The following is a 14968-nucleotide window of genomic DNA, read 5'->3' on the forward strand; positions in this document are numbered from 1 at the left end:
TTTCCCCTCCCGCTCGATTTGCTCTCTCCTCGCGTCTACTCCCAAAATTGACGCCCAAAGCACATCCAGGCAGTCGGTAATGCTGCTTGTGAACCAGTTTTGTATATTAAGTGCTGCTGCCTGATACACCTTGAAAACCTCGCGTGAATCCGCTTTGCTAAGCCTTGGCGATCCACGCATTGGGATAGGTCGTAAGGTTTTTACCCGTAGACGGCAATGACTTGAATAAGGAAAACTGATGAACAAGCTTACAGTCTTGGCTCTTGCTGGCGCGTTGGCAGCCTGTTCGGGCGAGTCACCAGAGAAGAGTGCAGCGGAGGGTGGTAGTGTTGCTGACAAAGCAAAAAGTAATACGGTTGCTGCCATCAACTATCCGGAAACCCGACGTGGGTCGGTTGTTGATACCTACTTCGATATTGAAGTAGCGGATCCATTCCGCTGGCTGGAAGACGATCGCAGTGAAGAAACCGCGGTTTGGGTTGAAGCCCAGAATGCGGTCACATTTGGTTACCTGGATGGCATTGGTTATCGCGATGCACTGAAAGAGAAACTTGAGGCCAAGTGGAATTATGAGAAGGTCGGTCGCCCATTTACCGAGGGTGAATATACCTACTTCTATCGCAATGATGGCTTGCAGGATCAGTATGTGGTGTGGCGCACCAAGGGTGATGGTGAGCCTGAGATTTTCCTCGACCCCAATACCTTCAGCGAAGATGGCACCACATCGCTGGCAAGCCTGAGCTTCTCCAAGGACGGCTCTCTCGCCGCCTATGCCATTTCTGAAGGTGGCAGTGACTGGAGAAAAATCATCGTAATGAATGCCGAGACCAGGGAAGTGCTTGAAGAGCCATTGGTCGATGTGAAGTTTTCCGGAATTTCGTGGCTGGGTAATGAAGGGTTTTATTACTCCAGCTACGACAAGCCTGATGGCAGTGAGCTGTCAGCCAAGACCGACCAGCACAAGCTCTACTTCCACAAGCTGGGTCAGCCCCAGGCTGAAGACGAAGTCATTTTCGGCGCGAGCGAGGCGGAAAAACGTCGCTATGTCGCGGGCTATGTGACAGAGGACGACCGTTTCCTGCTGATCTCCGGCGCCAAGTCCACTTCCGGTAATGACTTGTTTATCCAGGACCTGAGCAAGCCCGAAGCGCCGCTGGTCACCATCCTCGATCACTTCGAGTCCGATACCTACGTCATGGACAATGTCGGTAGCCAGCTGTATCTGGTCACCAATCTGGACGCGCCGAATAAAAAGATCGTCACCACCGATGTCGCCAACCCGACTCCGGAGCATTGGGTCGATTTCATCCCTGAAACCGAGAACGTACTCAGTGCGTCCACGGGTGGTGGCTACATCTTTGCAGAGTACATGGTTGATGCGCTCTCCAAAGTCTATCAGTACGGATATGACGGCAAGCCGGTTCGCGAGATCGACTTGCCGGGGCCAGGCAGTGCGACCGCGATTTCAGGCAAGCGCGAAGATAGCGTTCTGTACTATTCGTTCACGAATTACAAAACTCCTTCCACCATTTTCGCGTTTGATGTCGCCGAGGGTACTTCGGGTGTTTACCGTGAGTCCGGTGCCAACTTTGACAGCGCGGCCTATGAATCCAAGCAGGTTTTCTATACGTCCAAAGATGGCACACGTGTTCCCATGATGATCACGTATAAAAAGGGCCTGGAGCTCAATGGCAAGAACCCTACTATTCTCTACGGTTACGGCGGTTTCAATATTAGCCTGACGCCAAACTTCAGTATCCCCAATGCGGTTTGGCTGGAGCTGGGTGGTGTGTATGCGGTGCCGAATCTGCGCGGTGGCGGTGAATATGGCAAGGAATGGCATACAGCGGGTACCAAACTGCAAAAGCAGAATGTCTTTGATGATTTTATTGCCGCGGGTGAGTACCTGATCGAGAACAACTACACGTCCAGTGACTACCTGGCGATCCGTGGCGGGTCCAATGGTGGCCTGTTGGTTGGTGCGGTCATGACACAGCGTCCGGACCTGGTACAGGTTGCGCTGCCAGCAGTCGGCGTTATGGATATGCTGCGCTACCACACCTTTACCGCTGGAGCGGGTTGGGCCTATGACTACGGCACAGCGGAGGATAGCCTGGAGATGTTCGAGTACCTGAAAGGCTACTCGCCGGTACACAATATCCGTGCGGGTGTCAGCTATCCGGCGACACTGGTGACCACTGCCGATCACGATGACCGCGTTGTACCGGCACACTCTTTCAAGTTCGCGGCTGAATTGCAGTCCAAGCATGCGGGATCATCCCCGGCACTGATCCGTATCGAAACCAATGCGGGCCATGGCGCAGGAACTCCGGTCTCGAAATATATTGAGCAGTACGCCGATATCTTCAGCTTCACACTGCATAATATGGGTGTGCGCGAACTGCCAGAAAGTTGATCTGGTTCGCATTTTTGCATTTTCCAAAGAGAAGCCCGGCATTGCCGGGCTTTTTTTATTCGCCATACTGCGATCTTCTCTCTCATCACGCTTCGGTGTGTAACCGATCAATTCTTGCGCAGACGGGCTGTCTGAAAATTATTCGGTTTACTGCCGGACTCACTGTTTTCAGGGCCTGCAGGCGCATCTCAGCCCTGTCCTCCCCGGTTGTTTTTTACTCCTCCCCCCTGAGGGTGGGATGCCGCTATACAGAGACTGACTTCTAATCCAGATTCCGGTTTTTTACATGCAGGAAAGTACCTGTCGGTCTTGAGGGTAACGCGTGTAGCGATGATGCACCGGGCTACAGCGACGTGAATTCACGTTGTTCTGCAAACAATCGATAAATAGAAACAACAAGGTCTTTGAGCATGCAAGTTTCCTCTCGCGCGCGGGGGCGCGTCCGCGTGGGCTCGCTACTGGCGATGGCAATTGCCGCCGCTGTCCACGGTACTGCCCAGGCTTCAACAAATTCTGAACTCACCATGGTGAATATCCCTGGCTCCATCCAGACCGCGATCGGTTGTGGTGGCGACTGGGATCCGGCTTGCGACGTCTCGCAGCTGTCCTACGATGCTGAGGACGACCTGTGGCAGGGGTCTTTTACCGTGCCGGCTGGCGACTACGAATACAAAGTCGCGATCAATGGTGCCTGGGATGAGAACTACGGCGGTTCTGCAGACCGAGATGGTCCGAATATCGGACTCAGCCTGGGTGCGGAGACCGAAGTTAAATTTATCTATGACCACGAAAGCAACTGGATCGCGGACAACGTGCGTCACACTATTGTGGCTGCTGCCGGCGATTTCCAGAGTGCCCTGGGTTGCCCCGGAGATTGGCAGCCTTCCTGCCTGCAAACCTGGCTGCAGGATGTCGATGGGGACGGTATCTACACCTTTATCACCGACGCGATTCCCGCCGGGGATTACCAGATGAAGGCGGCGCTCAACGAAGGTTGGGACGAGAGCTACGGTGACAACGGCAATAATATCGCCTTTACCGTAGAGGCTGGCAAAGAAGTGTATTTTGCCTTCGACAGCAACACCAACAGCGTTGTTGTCAGCACCGATGGTGTGCCGCGCGGTGACCTGACCACCGACAAAGCGCACTGGGTTGATGCGTCCACCATCGTGTGGCCGGTCACCCTGCCTGAAGGCGGAAGCGCCAAGCTGGTCGTCAGCGACAGTGCTGCACTCACGCTGGGGCCAGACGGTGTGGCGGGTGACAGTGAGGTCCTGCTCGAATACAACATGAGCGGCATGTCAGAAGCCACCGCGGCAAAATTCCGTCATCTGGCCAACGCCACGGCCTTTACTGTCCCTGACAGCGCCGATGTGGCGGCTTTGGTGCAGGGTCAGCTGGCGGTCGCGATCTACGATGCAGACGGCAAAGTTGTCGATGCAACTGGTGTGCAAACACCGGGCGTACTCGACGCGGTATTTGCTTACGGTGGCACACTGGGTGCGACTGTGGGTGAGAATGCCATTGAGTTTGCGCTGTGGGCGCCCACGGCCAAGTCCGTCAAGGTGCACCTGTTTGACAGTGGTGATCAGTTCGAACCCACCACCCATGTTGAAATGACCTCTGACAATGGTGTCTGGACGGCGTCCACCAGCATCGACTGGGATCGTAAGTTCTATATGTACGAGGTCGAGGTTTACTCGTATGCGAGCCGTAAGGTCGAGAACAACTGGGTGTCTGACCCTTACTCTCTGAGCCTCTCCACCAACTCTTACAAGAGCCAGATTGTTAACCTCAACGATGATGATCTGAAGCCCGCAGGTTGGGATTCGGTCATGAAGCCATCACTGGCTGCTGCTGAGGATATCTCGGTTTATGAACTGCATGTGCGCGACTTCAGTATCATGGACGACATGGTCTCTGAAGAGGCTCGGGGCACTTTTGCCGCGTTTGCCGAAGATGGTCGCGGTGCCCTGCACCTGGCCGAGCTGGCAGCGGCGGGCCTGACCCATGTGCATCTGTTGCCTGCGTTTGATTTTGCGACCGTCAACGAAGATCGCTCTGCCCTGAAAACCACTGAAGACCTCAGTGTCTACGCCGCCGATAGCCCGGAGCAGCAGGCCGCTGTGAATGCGATTCGCGACGAGGACGGTTTCAACTGGGGCTATGACCCGCTGCACTTCACCGTACCTGAAGGTAGCTATTCCACCGACCCGAATGGCGTACAGCGTATCGTTGAGTTCCGCCAGATGGTGCAGGCGCTCAGCGATGTTGGCCTGCGCGTGGTAATGGATGTGGTGTACAACCACACCAGTTCGTTCGGTCAGTTCGACCGCTCCATCCTCGACAAGATTGTTCCGGGTTACTATCACCGTCGCAATGGCGACGGCTTCGTCGAAATGAGCAGCTGCTGTGCGAATACCGCCAGTGAGCACACCATGATGGAAAAATTGATGCGTGACTCCATGCTTACCTGGGCGACTGCCTACAAGGTAGATGGTTTCCGCTTCGATTTGATGGGCCACCACAGCAAGGAGAACATCCTGAATGTGGCTGCAGACCTGGAAGCGCTGACCACCGAAGCTGACGGTGTCGATGGATCTTCCATTTACCTGTACGGCGAAGGCTGGAACTTTGGTGAAGTCGTAGACGATGCGCGTTTTGTTCAGGCGCGCCAGGCCAATATGGCGGGTACCGGCGTTGGTACCTTCAACGATCGCCTGCGTGATTCCGCCCGCGGTGGCAATCCGTTTGGTGGCTTCGAGGAGCAGGGCTTTGCTACCGGTTTGTTCACCGATAGCAACGGCAAGTTCGGTGGTGACAACGAGCGCGCAACCCTGCTGACCTTAGCGGACAAAGTGCGTATTTCCCTTGCGGGTAACCTGTCTGACTACCTGCTGGTGGACTCCACCGGAACGGAGCTGACTGGTGCGCAGCTGGTATACAACGGCCAGCCTACCGGGTATACCTCAGATCCGCAGGAGTCGATCAACTACGTTGCTGCCCACGACAACGAAACTCTGTTTGACGGTATCCAGATTAAGGCCAACAGTACCACCAGTCTGGCTGACCGGGTGCGTCTGCAGAACTTCAATAACTCGCTGGTGGCGCTTGCCCAGGGTGTGCCTTTCTTCCACGCTGGCCAGGAGATCCTGCGTTCCAAGTCGATGGATCGCGACAGCTACAACTCCGGTGACTGGTTCAATGCCATTGATTATTCATTGGCTACGGACAACTGGGCTGTTGGTCTGCCGATTGCGGACAAAAATGAAGACAAATGGGGCCTGATGGCACCGCTGTTGGCGAATCCCGCTATCGCGCCGCAACAGGCTGACCGTGAGTTTGCCCTGGCAGTATTCAAGGAGTGGCTGCAGATTCGTTCCAGCAGTGGACTGTTCCGTTTGCCCACGGGTGAGGCTGTGCAATCTGTGGTGTCGTTTGCCAACACCGGTCCGGAGCAGATTCCGGGTCTGATCGCCATGCACCTGAACGATCCGGCAGGGGATTATGACGAGGAGACCTCTCAGATCCTGGTGCTGTTCAATGGTGGTGTGGACGCACAGCAGTTTACGCTGGAAAGCGCCGCTGAACTGCCATTTTCACTGCATGCTGTTCAGCAGGAGTCTGCTGATGAGGCGTTGGCTGATGCGGCAGTGGAAGCCGGCGTGTTCACTGTACCGGCGCGCACAACAGCCGTTTTCATGCTCGCACGTGACGAGGACTCTTCCATCGTAAATGAGGAAGAAGAGCAGGACGAGGATGATCAGGGCGAAGACAATGACGGTGGTTCCAGCGGTGGGGCTATGCACTTTGCACTGCTGGCCCTGCTCGCAGCTGCCTTCTTGCGCCGTCGTCGTCACTGAACGATGTTCTGAAAGCGACTGAGAAAAACCCCGGCCTTGTGCCGGGGTTTTTCGTTTTGGCTGGAGAAAGGCGCCATTTGCGGATGGCTGCTACCTGCCGATACTTGGCGGAAATCGCCGTCAGTCATATCATCGCCTATACCTTTCTTGGACGCAGCGGTTCTGATAAAGGTTTTCTAACACGAAAAAGTTGGAGTCACGATGATGAGCCCAGAAGAAAAATACGAACAAATCAAAGGGCGGCAGCCTCTCGAAGTGCTCTACCGCCGCGAGCGGGAATGTCCGGATCAGGTGTATCTGCGCCAGATGCAGCAGCGTGAATGGCGCGAATATACCTGGGGCGAGGTGATGCAGAAGGCCCGGCGTATTGCCACGTATCTGCGCAGCCAGTGGCAAGAGGGTGATCGCATCGCGATTCATGCGAAGAATTGTGCGGACTGGATCATCGTTGACTACGCCATTATGTTGGCCGGCATGGTGAGTGTGCCGTTGTATCCCGGACAGGCTGCGAGTTCGATGCGCTATGTGTTGCAGCATTCCGATAGCAAGATGCTGTTTTGCGGCGGTAGCGACAACAATGAGGCGCTGCATGAAGTAGCGACTGAGCTCCCCAGCGTGGCTATTCAGCGCTGTGAAATTGAATGTGACCAGCAGTTGGCGGATATTCTCGACAACTACGAACCCTTCGCCGAGTCACCCTTGTATCCCGAGGATGCGGTATTCACCATCATGTATACCTCGGGTACCACCGGTAACCCGAAGGGCGTCATGCATACCTGGTCGGCCATTACCTTTGCCGTGCCGAACATGGTACGCGGATATGCATACAACGAGCATGATCGTTTCTTTTCCTATCTGCCGTTAGCGCATGCGGCCGAGCGTATCGTGGTTGAGTTTCACAGTCTGTATAGCGGTACCCCGATTCATTTCCCCGAGTCACTGGATACCTTTCTCGAGGACTTGCAGCGCGCGCGGCCGACCATGTTTTTCTCCGTTCCCCGGTTGTGGGCCAAGTTCAAGGAGGGCGTGGATTCGAAGCTTTCTCCCTCCGTACAGCGCACTATTCTGCGTATTCCAGGCATCAATACGCTGTTTAAGCGCAAGGTACAGCGTGGCCTGGGCCTCGATCAGGCGCGTATGCTGGTGACTGGTGCTTCGCCCATCGCTGAGGATCTGCAGAAGTGGTATCACCGTATGGGAATGATGGTGGCGGACGGCTATGGCATGACCGAAAACTTTATTTACGGTTGTATCACCCATATGGGCGAAAAGCCGGTGCCCGGCACGGTGGGCAAGCCGTTCTGGGGAAATGAAGTCAAGATATCCGATCAGGGCGAAATCCTGTTCAAGAGCCGCGCGTTGATGAAAGGCTATTATCTGGAGCCGGAGAAAACTGCCGAGGTCATCCGTGATGGTTTCTACCATACCGGGGACGCCGGTTATATCGGCGACGACGGTTTGCTGCGGGTAACCGGTCGTATCTCCGATACCTTTAAGACCAGTAAGGGTAAATTCATCCAGCCCGCCGCACTCGAGGGCCTGTTTGCTGACGTCTCGGTACTGGGGCAGGTTTGTGTGCTTGGCCACGGGATGGATCAACCCGTCATGCTGGCGACTCTGTCAGAGCTCGGACACCACATGGACCGCAGTGAGGCCACTGCCGAGCTCACCAATGCTCTGGATATGGTGAATGAAAAGCTGCCGGCTCATGAGCGTATTCGTACGATCTTTGTGACCGCGTACGACTGGACACCTGATAACGACCTGGCGACGCCCACGCTGAAAATCAAGCGCAAGGCGATTGAGAGCCGCTTCTTGCCCTGGATCGAGCGCAGCCAGCAGCAAAGCGGCATCGTCTGGGAATTGATCGCCAGGGCGTAAGGTTTCCGTGGATACGCCCGGTGCCTGATTTCCGATGTCAGGTACCGAGCGCATAGCGCTCGAGGAAAGTGGCGAGGGTGGCATCGACGACCCTCTCGCTTTCCGTTTCATCCAAAGGCGGGGCGCCGGTCAGCAACTGGGGCCAGAAGCCAAAAGTCTCCAGGGTCCCCTGCAGATGTTTCCCGATAAAGAGTAAATCCCCCTCCCGCAGGCGTTCGTCAGCGGCGGCACCTTCCAGCCACTTCAGCAATGGTCCCGGCGTGACTTGTATGCGTGCCGTCAGTTCTTGCGCACGTGCCGGATCGCTCAGCACCTCCGGAATCGCAATGCGCGCAAGCGCCACATAGGCCGGATCAGCCAGTACCGCCAGTTTCGCCTGCAGGAGCGGGCGCAACTGCTTTGCCAGCGGTTCCTTGGCCTGGTAGGGCTGGTTGACCTGCTCGACGCAGCGTTCCGCGAGGCGCGCCAGCACATGAGCAAAAAGCTGCTCTTTCGTGGGGAAGTGCCGGTACAGGGTTCGCTTCGAGACCGCGGCCTCTTCTGATAACTGCTGCATGGACGTGCCGGCGAAGCCTCGCTCGAGGAACAGCGCCAGTGCGGCATCCAGAATCTGTTGGTGCTTTTGTTCAGTGACTTTCACAGTGCCTGAGTCGTCCGGTGGGGGCATCTGCGCAGCAGGTTAGTGCCTTGTGCCGCAAAGGTAAACAGGTGTGTTTACTTTTTCCCGGAACTGCCGCAAGATGTTTTGCAGAGTGAACTGAAGACAAGATGTAGTCATGAAAAAGAGCGTATCAGGCCTGGTTGGGGGGCTTATAGTGGCCGTGCTGGCGATCGCAGCGGTTGCCGTGGCAAGGGCCTTTCTCGTGTATCCAGACCGTCAGGTGCCGGTCGATAGCGCGCTGGCGCTACTCCCCGTCGATGCGGAATCGGCAGCAGAGCGACTGGCAGGGGCGATACGCTTTCCGACAGTGACTCGTGACGAGGCGCCGCATCTCGACCCACAACCATTTGTCGCATTGCGCGAGTATCTTGAGGCTGAGTTCCCACTGGTGCATCGCGAAGCCCGGCGGAAAATCATCAATGACTACTCACTGGTCTACGAGTTTCCGGGGACTGATCCGAGCCTGAAGCCCATTCTGCTGATGGGGCATATGGATGTGGTTTCCGTCGACGAGGATTCGCTGGAAAGCTGGACCCATCCGCCGTTTGATGGAGTCGTAGCAGATGGCCAGGTCTGGGGTCGTGGCGCTATCGATGACAAGGCCAGTGTGATGGCGCTGATGGAAGCCATGGAGCACCTGCTTGCGCAGGGCGAGAGGCCCGCGCGCAGTGTCTTCTTTGCCTTTGGCCACGATGAGGAGATTGGCGGTAAGAGCGGGGCTGCCGAGATTGCCCGGTACTTTGCCGGGCGTGGCCTCCACTTTGAATTTGTTCTCGATGAGGGCGGGGCGATTACCGAAGGGCTGATGCCGGGTTTCAATCAGCCTGTTGCGATTATTGGCGTCGCCGAAAAGGGTTTCATGAATATACGTTTGATCGTTGAGCAACCCGGAGGGCATTCATCGACGCCGCCGCCGAGCACGGGTGCCGGTATCCTCGCCCGCGCCATCGTCAAGTTGGAAGAAAATCCTTTTCCCACCACGCTCGAATTCACTAATTTGACGTTCGACGCGATCGGCTATCACGCCGGTTTCGGAGCGCGCTTCGGAATGGCGAACCAATGGTTGACGGCCCCACTGGTGGAGTCGGCGATTCTTGCCAGTGACAGCAGCGCCTCGAGCATTCGCACTTCGACCGCGGCAACCATGCTGAAGGGCAGTAGTAAGTCGAACATTCTGCCCACTAAAGCCAGTGCGGTGGTGAACTTCCGGATTATGCCCGGGGAGACCGCCGAGTCCGTTGTACAGCGAGTAGAAGAAGTGATCGATGATGCACGGGTCCGGCTCGAGCCGTTTATGGCAAATAACCCTTCACCGGTCTCCAGCACTGAGGCCTATGGCTATCGGCTGATCGAAAAGAACATTCGCCAGCTGGACCCGCAGGTACTGGTTGCGCCCTATCTGGTGCAGGGCGGGACCGATTCCAAGTACTTTTACCAGTTGTCCGATGCGGTATATCGATTCCTCATGGTCCGTATCACGGCGGACACGGTCAAGACCTTTCATGGTATCGATGAACGCCTCGCAGTAGAGGACTACGCGAACGGCATCCGCTTTTTTATTGCGCTGCTGGATCAGTCGTCATTCCGGAATCCAGAGGATGAAATTGACGCCGTGGCCGGGGCTGTCCCTTGAGGGAGTCGCCCCGTCGGCCGTTTAAATAGTAAAGAAAAGAGAAGGTAATAAACCCGTGAAGAAAATCCTGAAGTACACCGGTGGCACCCTGCTGGCGGGTGTCATTGCTGCCGCTGCCCTGGGCACTCATGAGTGGGTCGCAGAGAAACCGCTTTCATTTCGTGTCTTTGTTGACCGCCCGCTGGTAAAGATTGCCTTCGATAGCCCCGAAACCCTGACTTCGCTCGGCTTCCTGGAGTCGATGGGGATCAAAGGGCACAACGCCGAGCTGGATGTTGCCGACCCAGAAGAAAGTGCGCAGATGTTTGCCGACTTTAAACAGTTCCGTGCGACCCTTGATCGCTATGAAGGTTTGAGTGAGAGCGAGGAGCTGACCCGGGAGATCGCTGCGTATCTCGCAGACATGGTGATTGCCGCAGAGCCCTACCGCTATCACACCTATCCGGTGAACCAGCTATTCGGGGTTCAGAATGGCTACCCCAGCTTTATGGAGGCGCAGCATCGGGTCGAGGACCTGGAAGATGCCGAAAATTACCTGGCTCGTTTGCAGGCGGTGGAATCCAAATTTAGTGCACAGATCGAGGATCTCAAGGTGCGCGAAGAACGTGGCATTATCCCGCCGCGCTTTGTCATTGACCGTGTACTGGATGAAATGCGAGGTTTCGTTGAGACACCTGTGCAGGAGAATATTCTCTACGCATCTCTGGCGAAAAAGCTGGATGAAGCCGAAGCCGTTAGCGAAGAGCAGGGTGCCGAGGTATTGGCCGAGGCGGAGCAGCGTATCGAGCAGTACGTGTACCCGGCTTATCAGGACCTGATCAGCTATTTTGCTAACCTGTCTGATCGTGCAGGTAATGACCATGGCTACTGGCACCTGCCGCAGGGTGAAGAGGTCTATAAGCTGGCCCTGAAAATGTTTACCACCACCGACTATTCCGCGGACGAGATCCACGATCTGGGGCTGGCGGAAGTGCAGCGCATTCAGGGTGAGATTCTCTCGATTCTGGAAGGTGAAGGTTTTGACACCGCGGAGGGTTTTACTGCGGCAATGAATACCCTCTCCGAGCGTCCGGAATTTTATTATGAAGACAGCGACGCGGGTCGCGCGCAGATTCTCGAGGATTACCAGAAGATTCTCGATGAAATCGATGCGGGCCTGGACGAGGCATTCCGGGTACGCCCGAAGGCTGGCATGGAAGTCGTGCGTATTCCCGAGTTTAAGGAAAAAACCGCTCCGGGAGCCTACTACCAACAGCCCGCGATTGACGGCAGCCGCCCCGGTCGTTTCTTTGCCAACTTGTACGATATCAAGGCTACCCCCAAATTCGGTATGCGCACCCTGGCCTACCATGAGGGGATCCCTGGCCACCACTTCCAGATCGCCATCGCGATGGAGCTGGAAGGTATGCCCTTTATGCGCCGTATGGCCCCGTTTACGGCCTACACCGAAGGCTGGGCGCTTTACGCAGAGCAAGTAGCATGGGAACTGGGCTTCCAGGACAACCCATACGATAACGTCGGCCGCCTCGTCGGCGAGTTGTTCCGCGCTGTGCGCCTGGTGGTAGACACCGGTATCCATCACAAGCGCTGGACCCGCGAGCAGGCAATTGAGTACATGCTGGCGAATACCGGCATGGCAGAGAGTGACGTGACGGCAGAGATCGAACGCTACATCGTCATGCCCGGGCAGGCGACTGCGTACAAGATCGGCATGATCAAAATTCTGGAGCTGCGCGCCAAGGCAATGGCGGCGCTGGGAGATCAGTTTGACTTGCGCGATTTCCACGACGTCGTGTTGAAAAACGGCGCAGTACCGCTGGATATCCTTGAAAAGATCGTTGATGGGTATATCGAGGACACCAAGGCGGGCATGGAGATTGCCGCCGCATCTTAAAACAGTTTCAAGCGTGTCTCACAGGCATAGGGCCGGACTTTGTCCGGCCTTTTTTTGTTTTCAGCGCCGGGAAAAGGTCTGACAGCGTATGTTGTTTCCCGAGCCGGATACCTGGATGCTGTCAGCAGCACACTCAAAATCATCATTGTGGCGACACACCGAAATCTTGCACGCACCAACACCCGCAGTGCGGTTGCTGCGTGTATGCACGTTGTTGGTGAAGAATGTGTCGCAGCCGGGGTTTTCTCCGTCGCCGATAGTGATTGCCCGTGCATGGCAGGCATCATTGGCATTGTAGGCGCACTGGCTCACGGCGCACTGGGCAACCTCTGGCATATCGGTCGCTATGATCATGGGGCCCTCCCTCTTTCTGTCGGGCAAATGGACTCTCTCGAGCCTAGTCCAGCACGAGCGCTTGTCAATTCACCCGCCGCATCGGTTACACTCGAACTCAATATTGGGCGTGGCACCAGCATGGTGACTGCGATCCACCTACGCTGACCGGCTTTTCCTGATTGGTCAGCGGGCCAACGAATAACAATAAAACAGGAGTCCTGTATGAGCTTTGAAAGTGATCAGCACGCTGACGCCTACTGGAAAGAAAATCTCCGCATGATGCTCACCTTGCTGTTGATCTGGTTCGCCGTTTCCTTTGGTTGCGGGGTTCTGTTTGTGGACCAGCTCAATGCGATTCGCTTAGGTGGTTTCAAGCTCGGTTTCTGGTTCGCACAACAAGGGGCGATCTACGTATTTCTGATTCTTATCGTTGTGTATGTAGTGAAAATGAACAAGCTCGACCGCAAGTACAACGTGCACGAAGATCACGAGGAGCCGGAAGAACTCGAAGAAGCACTCGAAGAAGAGTTTGGACAGTAGGAGCGCCGAGATGGATATTCAAACCCTGACATTTCTCATCGTTGGCGCCACCTTCGCGGTTTATATCGCCATTGCGATCTGGTCCCGCGCCGGCTCCACGCATGATTTTTATGTGGCCAGTGGTGGTGTTAATCCGGTCGCCAATGGAATGGCGACGGCAGCTGACTGGATGTCGGCAGCTTCGTTTATTTCCATGGCCGGCCTGATCAGCTTTATGGGGTATGACGGCGCGGTGTACCTGATGGGCTGGACCGGAGGCTATGTGCTGCTGGCCTTGTGCCTGGCGCCCTACCTGCGCAAATTCGGCAAGTTCACTGTGCCGGCGTTTATCGGTGACCGCTACTATTCGAATACTGCGCGCACAGTGGCGGTGCTCTGTGCCGTGTTTGTTTCCTTTACCTATGTGGCTGGCCAGATGCGCGGGGTCGGCGTGGTGTTCTCACGCTTTCTTGAAGTCGACATCACCATGGGCGTCATCATTGGTATGGGGATTGTGTTCTTTTATGCCGTGTTGGGTGGTATGAAGGGCATTACCTATACCCAGGTGGCACAGTACTGTGTGTTGATCTGTGCCTACCTGGTGCCGGCAATTTTTATTTCCATCATGATGACTGGCCATGTGATTCCGCAAATCGGGTTTGGTTCGGAACTGGCCGATGGTTCGGGCACGTACTTGCTGGATAAGCTCGACGGGCTTTCGACGGAACTGGGTTTTGCCGAATATACGGCGGGGACCAAGAGTACGATCGACATCTTCTTTATTACGGCGGCGCTGATGGTGGGGACAGCGGGCCTGCCCCATGTGATTGTGCGGTTCTTTACCGTGCCCAAGGTGCGTGACGCGCGCAAGTCCGCCGGATGGGCGTTGGCGTTTATTGCGCTGCTATATACCACGGCGCCGGCAATCGCGACCTTCGCTCGGGTGAATATGATCGACACGATTAACGGTCCGCAGGCGGAAGGTACTGCCTATGAACAGGCCCCGAGCTGGATCCGCAACTGGGAAAGCACCGGCCTGATTTCCTGGGAAGACAAAAACGATGATGGGCGGATGTTCTACTCCGGAGACGAGCGCAACGAGATGACGATCGACCGGGATATCATGGTGCTGGCCAATCCGGAAATCGCCGATTTGCCTGCCTGGGTAATTGCCCTGGTGGCGGCGGGTGGCATCGCGGCCGCGCTGTCTACGTCTGCAGGCTTGCTGCTGGTGATCTCCACATCGATCTCCCATGACTTGCTGAAGCGTAATCTGATGCCGCACATCAGTGACCGGCAGGAGTTACGCTACGCGCGTATGGCCTCGGCGGTGGCTATCTGCATTGCGGGCTATCTCGGGGTCAATCCGCCGGGCTTTGTTGCTCAGGTCGTGGCGTTTGCCTTCGGGCTTGCAGCATCGTCATTTTTCCCTGCGATCATCATGGGAATCTTCAGCAAGCGCATGAACAAAGAAGGGGCGATCGCCGGTATGATCGCCGGCATCACCTTTACTGCGGCGTATATCATTTACTTCAAGTTCATCAACCCGGCAGCGAATATACCCGAGAATTGGTGGTTCGGAATTTCGCCAGAGGGGATTGGCACTTTGGGTATGTTGCTCAATTTTGCCGTTGCGATTGGCGTGGCGCGGTTTACCCGTGATGCTCCTGCGGAGGTTCAGGCGATGGTTGCGGATATCCGTTTCCCCAAAGGATCCGGCGCAGCGAGCGCTCACTAACGAAACGGAAATTTGAAACGTGGGGTC

9 protein-coding genes are annotated in these 14968 nt (G+C 55.8%); 7 read left to right on the forward strand and 2 right to left on the reverse strand.

Annotation, left to right across the window (positions count from 1 at the left end; all coding sequences use genetic code 11):
• Positions 1-238: 238 nt before the first annotated feature.
• The 3 genes from ACXAD0_RS07230 (at position 239) to ACXAD0_RS07240 (ending at position 8160) form a co-directional block, all read left to right on the forward strand.
• Positions 239-2416 carry a prolyl oligopeptidase family serine peptidase gene (locus tag ACXAD0_RS07230; RefSeq protein WP_475087699.1) on the forward strand — a complete coding sequence of 726 codons (2178 nt, stop codon included), beginning with the start codon at positions 239-241 and terminating at the stop codon, positions 2414-2416.
• A 410-nt stretch (positions 2417-2826) separates the two neighbouring features.
• On the forward strand, positions 2827-6279 hold the full coding sequence (pulA, locus tag ACXAD0_RS07235) for a pullulanase-type alpha-1,6-glucosidase (protein ID WP_475087700.1): 3453 nt from the start codon (positions 2827-2829) through the stop codon (positions 6277-6279).
• A 201-nt stretch (positions 6280-6480) separates the two neighbouring features.
• Positions 6481-8160, forward strand: coding sequence for an AMP-binding protein (locus ACXAD0_RS07240; RefSeq protein WP_475087701.1), 1680 nt, complete (start codon positions 6481-6483; stop codon positions 8158-8160).
• A 37-nt stretch (positions 8161-8197) separates the two neighbouring features.
• Here ACXAD0_RS07240 and ACXAD0_RS07245 read toward each other — a convergent pair whose 3' ends face one another.
• The gene (locus ACXAD0_RS07245; RefSeq protein WP_475087702.1) at positions 8198-8800 is read right to left on the reverse strand and encodes a TetR/AcrR family transcriptional regulator; all 603 of its coding nucleotides are present in this window, start codon (positions 8798-8800) and stop codon (positions 8198-8200) included.
• A gap of 136 nt (positions 8801-8936) precedes the next feature.
• Between ACXAD0_RS07245 and ACXAD0_RS07250 the strand changes: the two genes are divergently transcribed.
• Positions 8937-10454, forward strand: a complete 1518-nt coding sequence (locus ACXAD0_RS07250) for a M20 family peptidase (protein WP_475087703.1) — start codon at positions 8937-8939, stop codon at positions 10452-10454.
• Positions 10455-10509: 55 nt separating this feature from the next.
• Positions 10510-12348 (forward strand): DUF885 domain-containing protein, encoded by a 1839-nt coding sequence (locus ACXAD0_RS07255; protein ID WP_475087704.1) that lies wholly within the window; start codon positions 10510-10512, stop codon positions 12346-12348.
• A gap of 60 nt (positions 12349-12408) precedes the next feature.
• Here ACXAD0_RS07255 and ACXAD0_RS07260 read toward each other — a convergent pair whose 3' ends face one another.
• Positions 12409-12702: a DUF1540 domain-containing protein gene (locus ACXAD0_RS07260; protein ID WP_475087705.1), complete on the reverse strand. Its 294-nt coding sequence runs from the start codon at positions 12700-12702 to the stop codon at positions 12409-12411.
• 204 nt (positions 12703-12906) lie between these two features.
• On the opposite strand from ACXAD0_RS07260, the gene ACXAD0_RS07265 reads away from it, so the two are divergent.
• Both ACXAD0_RS07265 and ACXAD0_RS07270 read left to right on the forward strand, forming a co-directional pair.
• Positions 12907-13224, forward strand: a complete 318-nt coding sequence (locus ACXAD0_RS07265; protein ID WP_475087706.1) for a DUF4212 domain-containing protein — start codon at positions 12907-12909, stop codon at positions 13222-13224.
• Between the two features lie 10 nt (positions 13225-13234).
• Positions 13235-14941 carry a sodium:solute symporter family protein gene (locus ACXAD0_RS07270; protein WP_475087707.1) on the forward strand — a complete coding sequence of 569 codons (1707 nt, stop codon included), beginning with the start codon at positions 13235-13237 and terminating at the stop codon, positions 14939-14941.
• Positions 14942-14968: the final 27 nt, after the last annotated feature.

The sequence above is a fragment of the Microbulbifer sp. ABF4_148 genome, from assembly GCF_056158985.1.

Coding starts and splice junctions, on each gene's coding strand:
- ACXAD0_RS07230 (WP_475087699.1), top strand. CDS start 239: ATGAACAAGCTTACAGTCTTGGCTCTTGCTGGCGCGTTGGCAGCCTGT.
- pulA (WP_475087700.1), top strand. CDS start 2,827: ATGCAAGTTTCCTCTCGCGCGCGGGGGCGCGTCCGCGTGGGCTCGCTA.
- ACXAD0_RS07240 (WP_475087701.1), top strand. CDS start 6,481: ATGATGAGCCCAGAAGAAAAATACGAACAAATCAAAGGGCGGCAGCCT.
- ACXAD0_RS07250 (WP_475087703.1), top strand. CDS start 8,937: ATGAAAAAGAGCGTATCAGGCCTGGTTGGGGGGCTTATAGTGGCCGTG.
- ACXAD0_RS07260 (WP_475087705.1), bottom strand. CDS start 12,702: ATGATCATAGCGACCGATATGCCAGAGGTTGCCCAGTGCGCCGTGAGC.
- ACXAD0_RS07265 (WP_475087706.1), top strand. CDS start 12,907: ATGAGCTTTGAAAGTGATCAGCACGCTGACGCCTACTGGAAAGAAAAT.
- ACXAD0_RS07270 (WP_475087707.1), top strand. CDS start 13,235: ATGGATATTCAAACCCTGACATTTCTCATCGTTGGCGCCACCTTCGCG.